This is a genomic window from Cyclobacterium sp. 1_MG-2023, from assembly GCF_030546805.1.
Taxonomy (GTDB): Bacteria; Bacteroidota; Bacteroidia; order Cytophagales; family Cyclobacteriaceae; genus Cyclobacterium.
This window is the reverse complement of sequence record NZ_JAUOPC010000024.1, coordinates 15,091-29,926: the sequence shown is the minus strand read 5'-3', so window position 1 is coordinate 29,926 and position 14,836 is coordinate 15,091. Positions and strand designations below refer to the sequence as shown.

12 protein-coding genes are annotated in these 14,836 nt (G+C 39.4%); 4 read left to right on the top strand and 8 right to left on the bottom strand.

Annotated features, from left to right (window positions below; all coding sequences use genetic code 11):
• Positions 1-166 precede the first annotated feature (166 nt).
• The 7 genes from Q4534_RS23145 to sbnA form a co-directional block, all read right to left on the bottom strand.
• Positions 167-889, bottom strand: coding sequence for a hypothetical protein (locus Q4534_RS23145; protein WP_303615536.1), 723 nt, complete (start codon positions 887-889; stop codon positions 167-169).
• A 316-nt stretch (positions 890-1,205) separates the two neighbouring features.
• Positions 1,206-1,601, bottom strand: a complete 396-nt coding sequence (locus tag Q4534_RS23140; protein WP_303615535.1) for a hypothetical protein — start codon at positions 1,599-1,601, stop codon at positions 1,206-1,208.
• A 114-nt stretch (positions 1,602-1,715) separates the two neighbouring features.
• Positions 1,716-2,699, bottom strand: a complete 984-nt coding sequence (locus Q4534_RS23135) for a nucleotidyl transferase AbiEii/AbiGii toxin family protein (RefSeq protein ID WP_303615534.1) — start codon at positions 2,697-2,699, stop codon at positions 1,716-1,718.
• Complete coding sequence (locus Q4534_RS23130; RefSeq protein ID WP_303615533.1) at positions 2,696-3,277, bottom strand: DUF6088 family protein; 582 nt, start codon at positions 3,275-3,277, stop codon at positions 2,696-2,698. Before Q4534_RS23130 ends, Q4534_RS23135 begins: the two co-directional genes overlap by 4 nt.
• Before the next feature lie 131 nt (positions 3,278-3,408).
• Positions 3,409-4,863, bottom strand: a complete 1,455-nt coding sequence (locus tag Q4534_RS23125) for a Y4yA family PLP-dependent enzyme (protein WP_303615532.1) — start codon at positions 4,861-4,863, stop codon at positions 3,409-3,411.
• Complete coding sequence (locus tag Q4534_RS23120; protein WP_303615531.1) at positions 4,853-6,682, bottom strand: FAD/NAD(P)-binding protein; 1,830 nt, start codon at positions 6,680-6,682, stop codon at positions 4,853-4,855. The genes Q4534_RS23125 and Q4534_RS23120 overlap by 11 nt, the downstream gene beginning before the upstream one ends.
• The gene (sbnA, locus tag Q4534_RS23115) at positions 6,676-7,680 is read right to left on the bottom strand and encodes a 2,3-diaminopropionate biosynthesis protein SbnA (protein ID WP_303615530.1); all 1,005 of its coding nucleotides are present in this window, start codon (positions 7,678-7,680) and stop codon (positions 6,676-6,678) included. Before sbnA ends, Q4534_RS23120 begins: the two co-directional genes overlap by 7 nt.
• A 2,158-nt stretch (positions 7,681-9,838) precedes the next feature.
• On the opposite strand from sbnA, the gene Q4534_RS23110 reads away from it, so the two are divergent.
• Positions 9,839-10,192 carry a VOC family protein gene (locus Q4534_RS23110; protein ID WP_303615529.1) on the top strand — a complete coding sequence of 118 codons (354 nt, stop codon included), beginning with the start codon at positions 9,839-9,841 and terminating at the stop codon, positions 10,190-10,192.
• Positions 10,193-10,413: 221 nt separating this feature from the next.
• Positions 10,414-11,112, top strand: coding sequence for a DUF2490 domain-containing protein (locus Q4534_RS23105; RefSeq protein WP_303615528.1), 699 nt, complete (start codon positions 10,414-10,416; stop codon positions 11,110-11,112).
• Between the two features lie 541 nt (positions 11,113-11,653).
• Here Q4534_RS23105 and Q4534_RS23100 read toward each other — a convergent pair.
• Positions 11,654-12,424 carry a DUF4625 domain-containing protein gene (locus Q4534_RS23100; RefSeq protein WP_303615527.1) on the bottom strand — a complete coding sequence of 257 codons (771 nt, stop codon included), beginning with the start codon at positions 12,422-12,424 and terminating at the stop codon, positions 11,654-11,656.
• A gap of 277 nt (positions 12,425-12,701) precedes the next feature.
• Here Q4534_RS23100 and Q4534_RS23095 point away from each other — a divergent pair, with 277 nt between their 5' ends.
• A complete protein-coding gene (locus Q4534_RS23095; protein ID WP_303615526.1) occupies positions 12,702-13,139 on the top strand; it encodes a DUF4625 domain-containing protein in 438 nt (145 codons plus the stop codon).
• A 233-nt stretch (positions 13,140-13,372) separates the two neighbouring features.
• A complete protein-coding gene (locus Q4534_RS23090; protein ID WP_303615525.1) occupies positions 13,373-14,347 on the top strand; it encodes a YHYH protein in 975 nt (324 codons plus the stop codon).
• Positions 14,348-14,836 lie beyond the last annotated feature (489 nt).

Sequence of the window (14,836 nt, the reverse complement as noted above, 5' to 3'; positions counted from 1 at the left end):
CAACACCGGTGGGTCGGTTCCACCATCTTATAAACAGTTGCGTAACGATTTTCAGCCGTTCGTTACTCTCGGCACACATAAGATTAGTTGCGTGATTTAAGCACTAAATTTAGCAAATAAATCACAGATAGAAAGTCCGCGAGGACTTTCGTAAGTAGTCTAGAAACTAGCAATTAATTTTATACGGTGTTACCTGCTGGCTTTTATTCGGTCGTGATAAATTCGATAAGGCCAAAAGTCCGCCAACTGCTAATATTGCGCCACCAACAAAAGGAAATCCAGCACCAACTAAATCTGCCATATTCGATGAAAATAGAAATGGTAAACAGAATATCATTCCAAAAATCCCTGCTGTTAATGAAGCAAAAGCTCCAAATTTAGTAACTCGTTTCATATCAAATATTGATTTTTGTTCAAATTCTGGTTTTAATAATTCAGCTCTTAATTCAGTCAGATTTCGAGTAGCATACTTTTCGATTGTCCATTCCGAAATTCCGATAGATTTCTTTCCTTTTTTAAAGTCCGAGTAAAAAGTCCGCCATAAGTCTGGAAGTAAAATTGCTCCGAAAAGCAAAATAGCAAATGAAGGAATAGAATAATTTCCATTTCCAACCATAAAAGCTTGCATTCGGATTTCGTCTTCAGCGGTCATTTGGTAATTAAGCAAAACGTGTTTTAAATCGTGGCTTTCGTATTTTGGCACTAAAGTCAGATTATGGTTGTCAAGACATTCAGCTATTTCTTTTCCTAAAGTTCCGTTTTCGAGATTTCTTAATTCCGAAACCTTTTGTTCATAAGGTTCCATTTTGCTAAAGAATTCGATTGTTGAAACAGAAAGGTCAAATGACTGTTTTATTATCTTTCTGGCTATTTTTTGCAGTATGTTCATTTATAGTTCAGATTTTTTTCAGCTTGCAGGTAACAAGTGTATATAGCTATGTTTACCTGTTGAGTTGCGTATATACGCACTATGCACCCAACGCTATAGGCAAATCTTTCTTTGTCAAATTAACTATTTAGGACAAAAATTCAAACAGCATAAAGTCACTTTTACTTAAACGGAAGAAAAATATTTTGAATTGCAGGAATATACTGTTCAATACACCTTAGCCAATGAGGTTTTAAAAGACTATACCTAAGCATATTGTACATAAATCAAAAAATAATATGTTAGATAGGTATAATAGTCAAACTTTTAAAAAACCTTACCCAATCAAATCATCCGCAGTAAAATCAGCTACCGCCAACTTACGCTCACTACTAAAACTTAAATTTTGAGACAGTTCGAAAAGGTGGGCTTCGGTTTCGAAAAAGTGCATCATATAGCCGGCAGTATTGACAAAAGCCACAAAATCACCTATGGCAGGTAATTGGGGCAGGGAGATTTTGCGCTTAAGCAACACATCTCTTTCCAAACAATAGGCACCTGTGAAAAACACCTCGACTGGCGCATTTGAATCCGCATTATCGGCATACATCACATAGGGATCCAGTAAAAAATCCTCACTGGAACTCATCATCTGACTCATGTTCATCTCCAATCGTACCAACCATTGTCCTTTTGCATCCTGTTTTCTATGCGCTACTTTGGCTATGGTCATTCCGGTCTGATTAAGCAGGGAACGGCCGGGTTCTATTCTGATCTCCAGGCCTAAGGCTTTTAGCAACTCCTGATTCCAAGTCTAGCACCTCGTTTAAATATTATCATATTTGAGCTATTTCAATCCATCGGAGATTTTATTAAGCAGTGTCTCAAAATCAAGTGAATCGCCATGAATCATGTTTCTTTGCATTTCACTGTAATCGGATTTATAGTTATCCCAATGCTCATGTGGTGGAATAATCCGTAGACTTTGCAACGTAAGTGTTTCGTAATCTGTTGCTTTCATGGGTGTTAAAACACTCCTATGGGCAACAATACTGTCAAAAAGTTTAGTGTTTTTCAATGCCTCTTTACCAAATTCTGAATCCAGTATTTGTCCAATACCATAGAAATGTCTAGACATTCTCAAATGCCTGACTTTTTCCGTTGGTTTTTCAAATTCTTCGTGCAATAAAATAAGCTTCTCTAAAAATGTCTTTTGAGGATTGGTCGCATGAACCGTAAATTCACTTTCAGCAAAATCTGTTTTAGGATAATGTTCATCAATAAACGACTTGATATTGACCTCTTGATTAGGTTCAATTAAAGACCTAGCGCTAACCTCAATCAAAATCCTTTTTGGGAGATAGGCAATCTCTCCAAATAGCGATTGGTAATTAATAATTATGGTCTCAGGGTCTTGGTCAGACACCTGTGTGTTTTCAACTACAACTTCATATAAACGCTCTTCAACACCGTGCCGGAATAATTGTTTTATGAGCAATTCAGTCAAATCCTGAGAAACGAAAGAATGGCTAACCCTTCTCAATTTTCGAATTTGTCCTTTCGATAATTCTCCCTCAAAACCTAAATATTTTCGGTCCAACCCTAAGTCAATATCTTCTGAAAATCGGTGAATTAAATTGAAGGCTTTACTCAAAGAAGTCCCTCCCTTAAATATCAAATGATTAGTCAAATTAGAGGTAAATAACATTCGTAACATTAGCGTGACCCAAGCATCTTTTTCAACTGCTTGTGGAGGTAGATTTGTTTTTACTCCAATCTGTGTAAACAATTCCGTTTGCAACTCTTTTGGTAATGAAAGCCAGTTCTTCATTTATCTAAAATTTTTTTCTGAACCCACACAGGTGCATTTTTTAGATTTTGATAAACAAGTTCTCGGTCCCCACTTTGGTCGATTATTTTCTGTAAATGATTAAGTTGGTCTTGTGTAACATTCTTTTCACCGATTGATTTCAATGCTTGAATTATCAGGTTGGTTAATTGGTGCTTAATGCTAAGGTTTTTTGGATTTGTCTTTTTGAATTCAATGGTTTGCTTACCCACTTTTATCTTTCTAGCTGTGCCATCAGTTAAGAAAACTACCTTCAAAGGTATTTGTGATGATAAACCTAATAAGTTTAAGGCTGTAGAACCTGTGGCAATAATTCTTGCTTTATCACGCTTGGCAATTGCTTTTGCAATTTGTTCGGCATGTGGGTATATGACGCCCAATTGCTCATTTTTTTTAGGTAAAAAGTAAATCCCTTTCGCAATTCGTTCAATGTATTCATCTTTTGTTAAGCGTTGCAAAGATTTACGTGTAGCCTCATAATTACCTAAGTTGGTAAAGTCGGAAATAAAAAATACTTCTCCTTTATTAACCTTATTCTCTATTGTTTCTAAATCTACCATAGTCCCAAAAATAGCAAATAAATGGGACAATTTAAAAAAAATGACCCGCCTAAATGTCCCGATTTATATCAATAAATGGGACATTTTGCTGTAAATGAATCAGTACTTTTGACTTTGAATACGGAAAAAACTTACCCAATCAAATCATCCGCAGTAAAATCAGCTACCGCCAACTTATCTTTAGTGCTAAAACTTAGATTCTGGGACAGTTCGAAAAGGTGGGCTTCGGTTTCGAAAAAGTGCATCATATAGCCGGCGGTGTTTACAAAAGCCACAAAATCACCTATGGCAGGTAATTGGGGTAGGGAGATTTTGCGCTTGAGCAACACATCTCTTTCCAAACAATAGGCACCAGTGAAAAACACATCTACAGGCGCGTTTGACTCTGATTTACCCGCATACATCACATAGGGATCCAGTAAAAAATCCTCACTGGAACTCATCATCTGACTCATGTTCATCTCCAATCCTACCAACCACTGCCCCTTAGCATCCTGTTTTCTATGCGCCACCCTAGCTATGGTCATTCCCGTTTGGTTAAGCAGAGAACGGCCCGGTTCTATCCGGATTTCCACCTGCATGGCCTTTAGTCTTTGGGCATTGCTTTCTTGAGTTTCTGCATGCATATAATCCAGCACCTCTTTTAAGAATGTAGTGCCATAGATGCTGTTATAATAGGGATAGGTTTTGAGCTTCCCTGTTAACTTATTGTTGATCATTTCATAGCCCAAGCCATGACCATTGAAAGTTAGCGGATTCTTATTGTTCTTTACTCCTTCCTGCAAGGCCTGATCAAAGGCTTTCCATTGCTCCTCGCTCTCCAGGTAGTTCATCAATATCCCTCCACCCATATCTATAAAAGCAATGGGGAAGCCCGCCGGTTTGAGTCGCTTGGCCAAGGTTAAACAATCAGACAATGCTTTGCCACGCTGAAGGGTAGAATAACCGTCCAGGTGAAAGTGAAAACCCTGAATAGAGAGGTTTTTAAAACGCCCTTTTTCCCCGAAATTTTCCAGAATAAAGGCCTCCACGGTAGCTATATCAAAGCCAAAACGACTGTAAAGCTTGTTTCCCTCTACCGTAAAACCGCTTATGCGAATACCCACAATGGCCTTTTTATTCAGTTCCTCTGCTATGCTTTGGGCTTGCTTACATTCATCCTCATTGTCCAGAACAATCGGCACTTGGGCTTGTATGGCCAAGGCATACTGTTCCTTGGTTTTAATGGCAGAAGTAAGTACCAGGTTTTTCCCTGTTCCACCCAGCGCGAGGGATTGCTCCAGTTCCTTTTGGCTGGCTGTATCCACGCCTATGCCTACCTCTAAAGCCTGTTTTACTAGGGATTTGGATTTATTGGCCTTGCGTGCATAGTAGATTTGATGCTTTAATTCATAGCTTTCAAAAAGCTTTTTAAAGGAAGCAATATTATCGGAAAAGGAGGGCAGGTGATGCAGGTTAATTGGGGAACCATGCTTTTCAATCAGTTCCTTGATGATTTTCTGGTCTTCAAATATGCGGTGCATCCATGGGGAAGTAATGGGCGTCAGGCCTGCATTCGGATTACCTTTGGTATAGTTAGGATTCATTTTCAATACAATTTTTTTCTGTTTCTTTAAGCGCAATAAATTGGACAACATCTTTTGCCCATTGGGAAGCCAAATTATTTCGTTTTCTAGACAAGGTATCATTGTCCAAGCACAGCCCCTCAGTAGGCGTGCCATAAAGGGCAATCCCTTCATTCACTTTTCCATCTGCTGCAATCAATCGTCCCTGTCTATCCATATCCATACAGCCGGGTGTATAAATGCCCCCACTAGTATTTTGGAATCTTCTACCGATGCCTTTTTGCAAGATGGAACGGTAAAGTAGACTTGGGGTGTTATTCCCATTATTTCTGGGAATTCGAGCATTGATCAGGTAGTCGGTGGCTTGCTCTTTCTGACCACCTACCTTCAATACACCATAGTTCTCACCAGATCCATCAATTTTAAAAATGGACCCTTTCACAAAACCGAAATCCACTATACCTGCATTGGCAAGTGCCAGTATTTTTTTTAGGTTCTTTACCGGGGGACCATAAGCGATACGGTTAAAAAGACCAAAATAATTGTGGTCAAACAATTGATGGGAAGCAGCATCCAGCCCGCCAAAACTGTAGCCTTCATTGAATACTGCACTTATCCTTCGCCAGGTAGCAAAAGTTGCATTTAAAGGGCTTTCCTCCGGTCCTTTTTCGGCTTCCACAAGTAACTTTTCAATATAGTCTGCAACTTTTCCATGGGTCAATTGAGCTTGGTCGGTAAAGGGATCCAATAATTTTTCCCAATTAAACCTTTTGGCTTCAGGATGGTAGTGGTGAAAAACTTCAATCTGCTCACGAATACTTTCAAATTTTGGTAGCGCCAGCAATCTCCATCGGTAATGCTTAAAAAGCACCCGGTAATAACTTACGGTACATTCTTTGATAATCAAGGGAAGGATGGCCTTACCGAAGGAAACAGGCTTGGAGTCCTTAAGAGCTGCCATTCGGTCTGCCGTGAAAAAAACAAGTGGCTGCTTTATTTCTGTATGGCCTGTACGCGGCATCATGGGAAGGCCTGTTCTGGAATAGATATAAATTTTACCGGGCTCCTTTCCTGATTGCTTATAGGTCATTTTACCCGATTTATTCACCGAAAACTCCCCACCTCTTCCTTCGGTAAGGGCTAATAGGGCATCAATACATGTGAGACCAAATCCTTTTATCGCCACCTTTGCACCGGATTCAATATGTCCTAAAGCCCGCTGAGTAGGGTAAACAAAATCTATATAGTGATTGGAAAGGTTTTCTTCCAGAAAGCCGGCCCCACATCCTAAATGTCCGGTGGTCAAAATAATTTTATCAAATTCCGGATAGGCATTCGGTTTATTCCCTCCGGTAAAAAGTCGGTATTTTTTACCTATCCTTTTAATATCCGTAACCGTTCGTACATGTTTTACCAGCTCAATATTATCTGGCAAATGACTACACAGACGAGTAAAACTTTCCATCAAATAAGTACCTACCCTCGCTCGGGGGGCAAAGGCTTCAGGTTTTGCCTCACTTGAATACGCAGGTTGGATTCGTAGCCAGCTTACAAAGTCCGGAGTATTTTCAAGAATGGCCGGCGGTTCCTCATCCGTCCAGCAATTGATATTGCTATTTGCATAATTCATCAGCAGATATGATGGCTGATCGGGACGGTAAACATTACCCGCTGCAAAGAACTCATTTTGATTGAAAAGATGTATTGCAACCGGATCTTGGATTTTCAGGGCTTTCAACTGCGCCACCAAGCGTTCAAAAGCATAGAACCCCTTGGGTCCGAAGCCCACGATGGCTATATTAGAAACTGCTTGCTCCTCCGCTTGCACTGCCTTTACCATCCAATGGAAGAATTTAATTTCGTTTTTCTTTTTGGGAAATGCTCCGCTATCCAATCCATATTATAAATGGTATCTAAATACCGCTCTCCCCTGTCTGCCAAAAGAAACACACAATTGCTGTCTTTGGGGATGTATTTGATATACCTGTTGATGGCAGCAATTACTCCCCCCGTAGATCCTCCACATAGCACCCCTTCTTTTTTAAGCAGGGACCAGCAGCCTTCTACACAATCCAGGTCACTTACCTTTATATGCCCTTCAAATTTTTTCTTATCGATAAACTGTGACTGCACTCCTGCACCATGTCCGGGAATTAATCGTGGCGCTGCCTTTCCTCCAAACAAGACACTTCCGATGGCATCCACCGCTATTATTTTGGTAGAAGGATTATTCTCTGCAATATAATTTGCATAACCCATCAAAGTCCCACAGGTACTGGTGGAAACAAAAAGATAATCCACAGCTCCACCCAAGTCTCTCAATATTTCCTCAATGGTTTTATAATGCGCCAAGGGATTGTTAGGATTTCCATATTGATTGGTCCAGAAACTATTGGGTATGTCTTGCAAAAGCTCTTGTACCCTATCCAGGCGGGCGGCAAGGAAACTTCCCTTTTTAGTAGGTTCTTTGACGTATTCCAAATGGGCGCCATAGGCCTTCAGTAGTTTCTCGGTATGGGCATTCAAATTTGGGTCTACCACCACGATTAATTTTAAGCCATAATGGATACAGGCTTGGGCAAGGCCCAAAGCCATATTGCCGGAACTGGATTCAATAATGGTATCTCCTTTTTTTATTTCTCCTTCTTCAAGTGCTCTTTTGAGCATAAAAATCGAGGTTCTGTCCTTCAGACTCCCTGAAGGATTGGCCGCTTCTAATTTCCCATAGAAGGATGCCCCGCTGCTCGGAAAAAGTTTGTCCAAACGCACCAGGGGAGTCTCTCCTATCGTTGCCACAATATCATTGGCAACTTTTATCTCATTGGCTGTCGTAATCATACCCGTTCTGTTTTAATCGATGGAATCCAAACTAATTGATAATTTATATTTATATAATGCATAAATTTTATGCCATTCTATAAAGCACAATTCGGGATTCATTTCATAAAATGGTAAAACTTACTACAATTTTTCACCCTCAGTTAACTTAAATCCTACTGAATTTGTTTGGTCATTTATGTTTAAAAAGATCCTTTTCCAACAAACGGAAAACCATTGATTAACAACTCTTTGACACGAATTATTCTTTATTCACAATTTATACATCTATTTCTGTATTAGTGTGAAAAGAGTCCTTTCAGATTTTATAAACAACTTTTCTCTAACTTAAATATTACATCCGGCACCGTATATCCTCACAACCTCCATTAATAGATAGCGTCCATAAAAAAATTTATTGCGTCAATAATTTAGGGCTTAGCTAAGGAAGCTATGCCAGGTTATTATATCATCGTTCAAGCAGAGTTTCATTTAACTCAAATAATTAATAGGTATAAATTAACCTATTAATATGATTTAAAGGCTTAAACTACTGGTTACCCTTATCTCTTCCTGTTCATTTTTGTCTTGACACAAAAACGAACCAAAAAGGTCAAGGCTGTATGTAAATCTTAACGCAAAATGAATACTCACTGGCTAAACAAAAAAAAACTCCGCCGAAAAGGCGTCAAACAGTTTTTTTGTTCTTAACGCCATTGAGCAATCCATTTTACTAATTTCCATAAGGCCGGAATAAAAAAGAAATTGGCTTAAATTCAAGTTAACTGTCCTATGTTACTTTTGCCGAGGTCTTAGAATTCCATTTATCTCTTTTAGTCAATACAGAAATCCCCATAAATCAATGGAAGTTTACCCCAGCCCTTATAGGTTAACATTACTTTCTATGCCTATTTTAAATCCCAAATTTTACGAATACAAAACTCCGGAGGAGTGAAACTTTTGTAGAAAGGGGTGTCAACCCCTTGTAAAATTCATATGAAGCACATCCCGATTTTGGCGGCATTGTTGCCATTTTTTTTTTTGCAACAATGCTGACAAAATCTCCTTGATGGCCGTTTTATAAGATATAATTTGACCATGGAATGAAAATTTCACCTGACTGGTTAATTTGTCATTATTCCCACTGTTCATTTTTCCCCTGAGTCACTTTGCTTCAGGACAGACTCTGAGTGGGTTATATATCAGGGCAAGGCTTGATGAAAAACGAACCAAAAAATCAAGGCTGTCAAATCTTATTTCAAATGATGGACAAGGCTTTGGGATAATATGTCATTTCCTTTACCATCATTTGATTTTTGGAGCTGAATTTCGGGCTAAAAATGAGTGGATCTCCTAACCGGAGCTAACTCATTTTTTTAACCCCCGCTATCCATCTCCAAAAACCATAACCTTTGAAGGCCAAAAAACACCTAATATATCACATTATCATTGATGTGTTCCTTTAACGAACCAAAACAACCCATCGAAGGGTATCCATCCAAGATTCGTTAATTATGACGTTATAGGCTATCCGTAAATCCTTCATTGGATAAAATGATTATAGCCTGTAAGCCGTCAAATTTAAACGCATAAAGAAGCCTATAGGGCTTCAACAATAATAACCGTGTGGTGTCAACCCACGGTAAAAGGAATATATCGTCAATTGATTTTGGCGGTATTGTTGCATTTTTTTGCAACAATGCTGACAAAATCTCAACGTCCATACCTTGCCAAAATCGCAAATTAACTCCTTAGACAAAACCAAGCCCAAAAGGGGCGCAATATCTCAGCCAAGGGTGTCAGCCCTTGGTATAAATGAGCCACACATCCCGATTTTGGCGGTATTGTTGCCCTTTTTTCCGCAACAATACTGACAAAATCATCTTTCAACCCATCTAAGGGTATCCATCCAAGTTTCGTTAATTGTGAAGTTATAGGCTAACCATAAATCTTTCATTGGGTGAAATAATTATAGCCTGTAAGTCGTCATATTTAAACGCATAAAGAAGCCTATAGGGCTTCAACAATAATAACCGTGTGGTGTCAACCCACGGTAAAAGGAATATATCGTCAATTGATTTTGGCGGTATTGTTGCCTTTTTTTTTGCAACAATGCTGACAAAATCACTTGGATTAGATATTTTTATCTTTGACAACAAACCATTAAAACAAAAAAGCCATGCGAAGAATCGTACCCAATATTTATTCCAACAACATGATCGAAAGCAAAAGCTTTTACCTCGATTTTCTAAACATGGAATTGGCCATGGACATGGGTTGGGTGTTGACCTTTGTCTCCAAGGATAACCCTACAGCACAAATCTCAATTCTTCAAAACAAGGACAATGCCCCTCTTGACAATTCCGCTATATTCTTATCCATAGAAGTTTCAGACATTAATCAATGGTACACAAAAGCCCAACAACAAAATATAAACATTAGCTACCCAATCACTGACGAAGAATGGGGCGTAAGGCGCTTTTTTGTAAAAGACCCCAACGGAGTTACCCTAAATTTACTCTCCCATTTATAATTTTAAACCCTAAATAAACAATCCATTACATAATCCACATTAAATCCCAACTGACTGGTCAGGGGGACAAATTATAGGTTCGGACAAGTCCTCTTCTTTACATTGGAGGGGTCAACTTTTTAAACTATCTTTATCATTTATTGCAAGTCAACACTGGCCTTTTGGCTTAGAAAAATTCATCAACCCAATTTTAAACCTATCCTTGTAATTTACTTTACAAAATGACAAACAAATTAGCCCTTCTACCCTTTCTTATTGTACTACTCATCCCTTTTTCCGGAAAAGCCCAGATCAACCAGGACAAAACCGGAGCTTGGTACATGTATTTTTTCAATACCACATTTAATGACAGCCAATGGGGTTTTCAAGGGGACATTCAGCACCGCAACTGGAATAAAGGAGGAGACCTTGAGCAATTGTTGCTGCGGGGAGGGCTGACTTACCAGCCCAAGGAAACAAACATCAAATTCACCTTGGGCTATGCCAATATTACCTCGGGAGTTTACGGCGATGATAAAAGCACTTCAATGGAGAGCAGGATCTATCAAGAAGCACTGTTCCCCTCTCAATTTGGCAAGCGATTTTATGCTACCCATAGGTTTCGCTATGAGCAGCGCTTTGTAGAAAACCAGGACTTCAGAACCCGTTTTCGGTACAATTTATTTTTAAATATCGCCTTGAATAAAGCGGCCATGGAAAAAAACACTGTCTACCTGGCCCTTTACAATGAAATCTTCATCAATGGCGAAAGAGGTATAGGAAATGGAAATACGGTTGAAATCTTTGACCGCAACAGGTTTTATATGGCCCTTGGCTACATGATCAATAACCACTTGAAAGTTCAAATCGGAGGCATGAGACAATCGACTGACCAATGGAGCAAAAACCAATTACAGCTCAGCCTCCACCATAATTTTTAAAGGCCATATTCAAATCGGAATTTAAAAAAAACTTCTAATTGTCCTCAATCTATCCAATCAAGCATTAGATAATAGTAGTTCCCGGCCAAATCTTATATACATCCAAACTCCAATAGGGGTATCATTTTTGTAGAAAGGCTGTCAACCCCTGGTAAAATTCCTATGAAGCACATCCCGATTTTGGCGGCATAGTTGCCTTTTTTCCGCAACAATGCTGATATAATCATCTTTCAACCCATCTAAGGGTGTCCATCCAAGTTTCGTTAATTGTGAAGTTATAGGCTAACCATAAATCTTTCATTGGGTGAAATAATTATAGCCTGTAAGTCGTCATATTTAAACGCATAAAGAAGCCTATAGGGCTTCAACAATAATAACCGTGAGGTGTCAACCCACGGCAAACGGAATATATCGTCAATTGATTTTGGCGGTATTGTTGCCCTTTTTTCTGCCACAATGCTGACAAAATCACTTTCCCACATCTCAAACAAAAAAAGCCGGATAAATCCGGCTCTTTTGCAATCATTGTACAACCCTTATTTTATTCATTTAACACATCAATATGTGTATCAAATTCCACTTCATTTCCATCCTCATCTTCAATGATAAACATCACATGGTACTCACCTGCGGTGACATTGGCAGGAACATCTATGTGTTCATGAAATTCGACCTCAGACAACTCGTGGTATCCTTCTTCAAAAACTTCCTCCATTTCCCAAACCACCTCTCCTGCACCAGCAGTAAGACCATGGGCATGAATGTCAACAGTAATGGTATGAATCCCATTGGCTGCACCAATTAAAAACTCTACATGGAAATCTTCTCCCCTAACCACTTCGGCATCCATTTCGAATCCACTAACATGAATCAATTCTCTTATTTCTAAATGCCCCTCCATTTCAGTAATGTTACCTGCAGCATCTGTAACTTCCAATTCTACATGGTATTCTCCTGCAGGAGCTGTCGCAGGGATATCTATATGCTCATGAAACTCAGGGTTCTTTACCAAATATTTAGCATCCGTGTAGACTTCTTCAAAGTCCCACTCGACTTCTCCTTCGCCCACTTCCAGATCATGTGCATGAATACTCACTTTAATAGACTCCACATTGGCGTATGCAAGAATGGTAGCCTCCATATGCAAATCCATTCCACGGTAGGCCACCGGTTCTGTAGAATGTGAGCTTCCCTCACCCATTTCAAAGGTAGAAACCACCGGGGGATCAAAAGTAATGTCTTCCTCTTCCTGACAGGCAAACAATGCCAAAGCCAAAAGCGGAATCATAAATGCTTGTCTAAGTCTTCTCATTTTCAATAATTTTTACTCGTTAAATAATGCAATATAATTGCACAAACATAATGCAATAGGATTGCATATACAAGATTTTAAGCCGCTTTGAAGCGGAATATTTCTTTTAATTGAAAAATTCCATTTGCAACATTGTTTCACTCATGATATGACATATATTTGCAAAGGTGTTGCAGAGTAGTTTATCGGTTTTCCCCTTCAACAAAACACCATATGCCAGCGCTATAAACACCTACTCGCTTCACTGAAATACATTTAAATCAATTTTATTCAAACCATGAAAAAAGAATTCAAGCATTTCCTATTAGCCATTTTAGCTGTTTTAGCATTAGGTTCATGCCAAGAAGATACTGAACCCAATCTGCCATCACCCAGCATAGATAATGTTGAAGTCGGGTTAAACAATGATGAAATTGGGGTGATTGGTGAGGATTTTCACCTGAACGCAGACCTTCTTGCCGGCGAATTAATTGAACAAGTACAAGTACAAATCAACCCAATAGACGAAGAAAGCTATGAAGCTTACTGGGACTTTGAACTAATATGGGATGAATACAAGGGAACCAAAAACTCCAATGTTCACAAACACTTTGACATACCTGAAGACGCTGTAGAAGGGGTGTATGATTTTCTCATCATCGTCACAGATCAAAATGGAACAAGCACTGAAGAGAAGCGAAGTATCACCATTTACAAAGCCGAAAATTTACCCTAGCGCCTCCCCAAAAAATTCAATATAACCGAGCAAGGAAATAGATTCAATGGATACTTTTGCATCCAAGCTTTTTTAATGGTCAGCTCCTTGCCTTAAATTTCTGGGGAAAGTCATGTTTCTTTTAGTTAGAAGGATCGAAAAAAATGTTTATCTTATCAATATATTTTAACTATAGTAGATATGTATCGAGGGGTATTCAATAGAATTACGTCTAACTCTACAAAGAAACGAATATGGTAAATTATAAACTTTTTGCTTTGCTCTTTGTCGCTTTTGCAATGGCTTCATCTTGCAGAAATAAACCTCAGGAAATTCTAATTACAGATGATTTGGTGTTCGATGTAGACCCTTCCCTTTTTATAGAAGGCACCAGCGTTTCCATTGTTCCCTGCACACTTTCAAATGGAACGGAAACCGATTGTTATGAAATCGTAACCACCAGTACAGCTTCAGATCATCAAATGGGCCCTTGGTGTCCAAGCAATATTTCAGACGGTGAAGAAGCAGGTGGAATTTGGCTGGACAAAGGAAAAGTATATGACGTTGATGGTGCCTTTATTCAAAACCTCGCCACTTTTTATGATGACGACACCTGGATGATGTATGATGCCAATGGAGACATCTTTGTTACAAATACTGAGGAAGACTGTATCAATGCGGCCAATCCCAATGTAGGTCCTGAATACCAGAATTTCTGTGTGGAATGCCTCCCCTCATATATCACTGAACTCTCCCAATCTTGGTTAATCCCGGTTACCCCAGTAAGACTTACCGAGCCAAATAATTTTGCCATGGGACCCAGAGGTGGAAATGGGCCTAATGTAAGGGGAATTGCATATAACGGTATAGAATTCTCTGGAGCCGCCCCAACAGACGCCATTCTTTCAGCCTATACTCTTGCTCCATTTGACGATGCCGGAGGACACATCAACGTACACCAGGGTTATCATTACCACGCCGCGACAGGGATAAGCACCGAGATCGCTCAGGCTGATGGACATGCACCTTCCATAGGATATGCCATGGATGGTCATGGTATATACGCACAACTCGATGAAAATGGTAATGAACCTACAGATTTGGACCAGTGCCGAGGCCATTACGATGAAACCAGAGGATATCACTACCATGTTGATGCTCCCGGAGAAAACAATTTCATCAATTGCCTTTCAGGTGCCTATGTAAATCCGGTCCGAATTAGGAAATAGACTTTCTATTATTAGGAGAAAACTTTTCCCATCAACAAAAAATCAGGGCAGGCGGAGTAAAGTCTGCAAAGCCTATATCATAATTCCATCTAATGCTTTTCATTTTTACATAAATCCTCATAGATTAATGGAAGCTTAATCGCGCCGAACTCCACAGCACCAAGGGAAGCGAAATAACATAGACAGGGCATCAGGCCCTAATAAAAACAACATTTAGATTACAATTTTGTCAGCATTCTTGCCTTTTTTCTGCAACAATGCTGACAAAATCCCAACGGAAGATGCGACCCATTGAGGTTTTTTTCCTGTCAGAAATTCACCTAAAGCGAGGGACTGCCACGCCCATTCCCTCCGCTATAGTCCCCAAAAAATGGATTCGCAGTTACAAGCAGAGATTGACGGTATAGTCACTACATTCCCTAAACCCCAATAGGGGTGGCATTTTTGTAGCCAAGGGTGAAAACCCTTGGAAATTAGATAGGTTTTACG

Excerpts from the sequence above, each read along its gene's own strand:
- Q4534_RS23145 (WP_303615536.1), bottom strand. The coding sequence starts at position 889 with ATGAACATACTGCAAAAAATAGCCAGAAAGATAATAAAACAGTCATTT.
- Q4534_RS23140 (WP_303615535.1), bottom strand. The coding sequence starts at position 1,601 with ATGACCATAGCCAAAGTAGCGCATAGAAAACAGGATGCAAAAGGACAA.
- Q4534_RS23135 (WP_303615534.1), bottom strand. The coding sequence starts at position 2,699 with ATGAAGAACTGGCTTTCATTACCAAAAGAGTTGCAAACGGAATTGTTT.
- Q4534_RS23130 (WP_303615533.1), bottom strand. The coding sequence starts at position 3,277 with ATGGTAGATTTAGAAACAATAGAGAATAAGGTTAATAAAGGAGAAGTA.
- Q4534_RS23125 (WP_303615532.1), bottom strand. The coding sequence starts at position 4,863 with ATGAATCCTAACTATACCAAAGGTAATCCGAATGCAGGCCTGACGCCC.
- Q4534_RS23120 (WP_303615531.1), bottom strand. The coding sequence starts at position 6,682 with ATGGTAAAGGCAGTGCAAGCGGAGGAGCAAGCAGTTTCTAATATAGCC.
- sbnA (WP_303615530.1), bottom strand. The coding sequence starts at position 7,680 with ATGATTACGACAGCCAATGAGATAAAAGTTGCCAATGATATTGTGGCA.
- Q4534_RS23110 (WP_303615529.1), top strand. The coding sequence starts at position 9,839 with ATGCGAAGAATCGTACCCAATATTTATTCCAACAACATGATCGAAAGC.
- Q4534_RS23105 (WP_303615528.1), top strand. The coding sequence starts at position 10,414 with ATGACAAACAAATTAGCCCTTCTACCCTTTCTTATTGTACTACTCATC.
- Q4534_RS23100 (WP_303615527.1), bottom strand. The coding sequence starts at position 12,424 with ATGAGAAGACTTAGACAAGCATTTATGATTCCGCTTTTGGCTTTGGCA.
- Q4534_RS23095 (WP_303615526.1), top strand. The coding sequence starts at position 12,702 with ATGAAAAAAGAATTCAAGCATTTCCTATTAGCCATTTTAGCTGTTTTA.
- Q4534_RS23090 (WP_303615525.1), top strand. The coding sequence starts at position 13,373 with ATGGTAAATTATAAACTTTTTGCTTTGCTCTTTGTCGCTTTTGCAATG.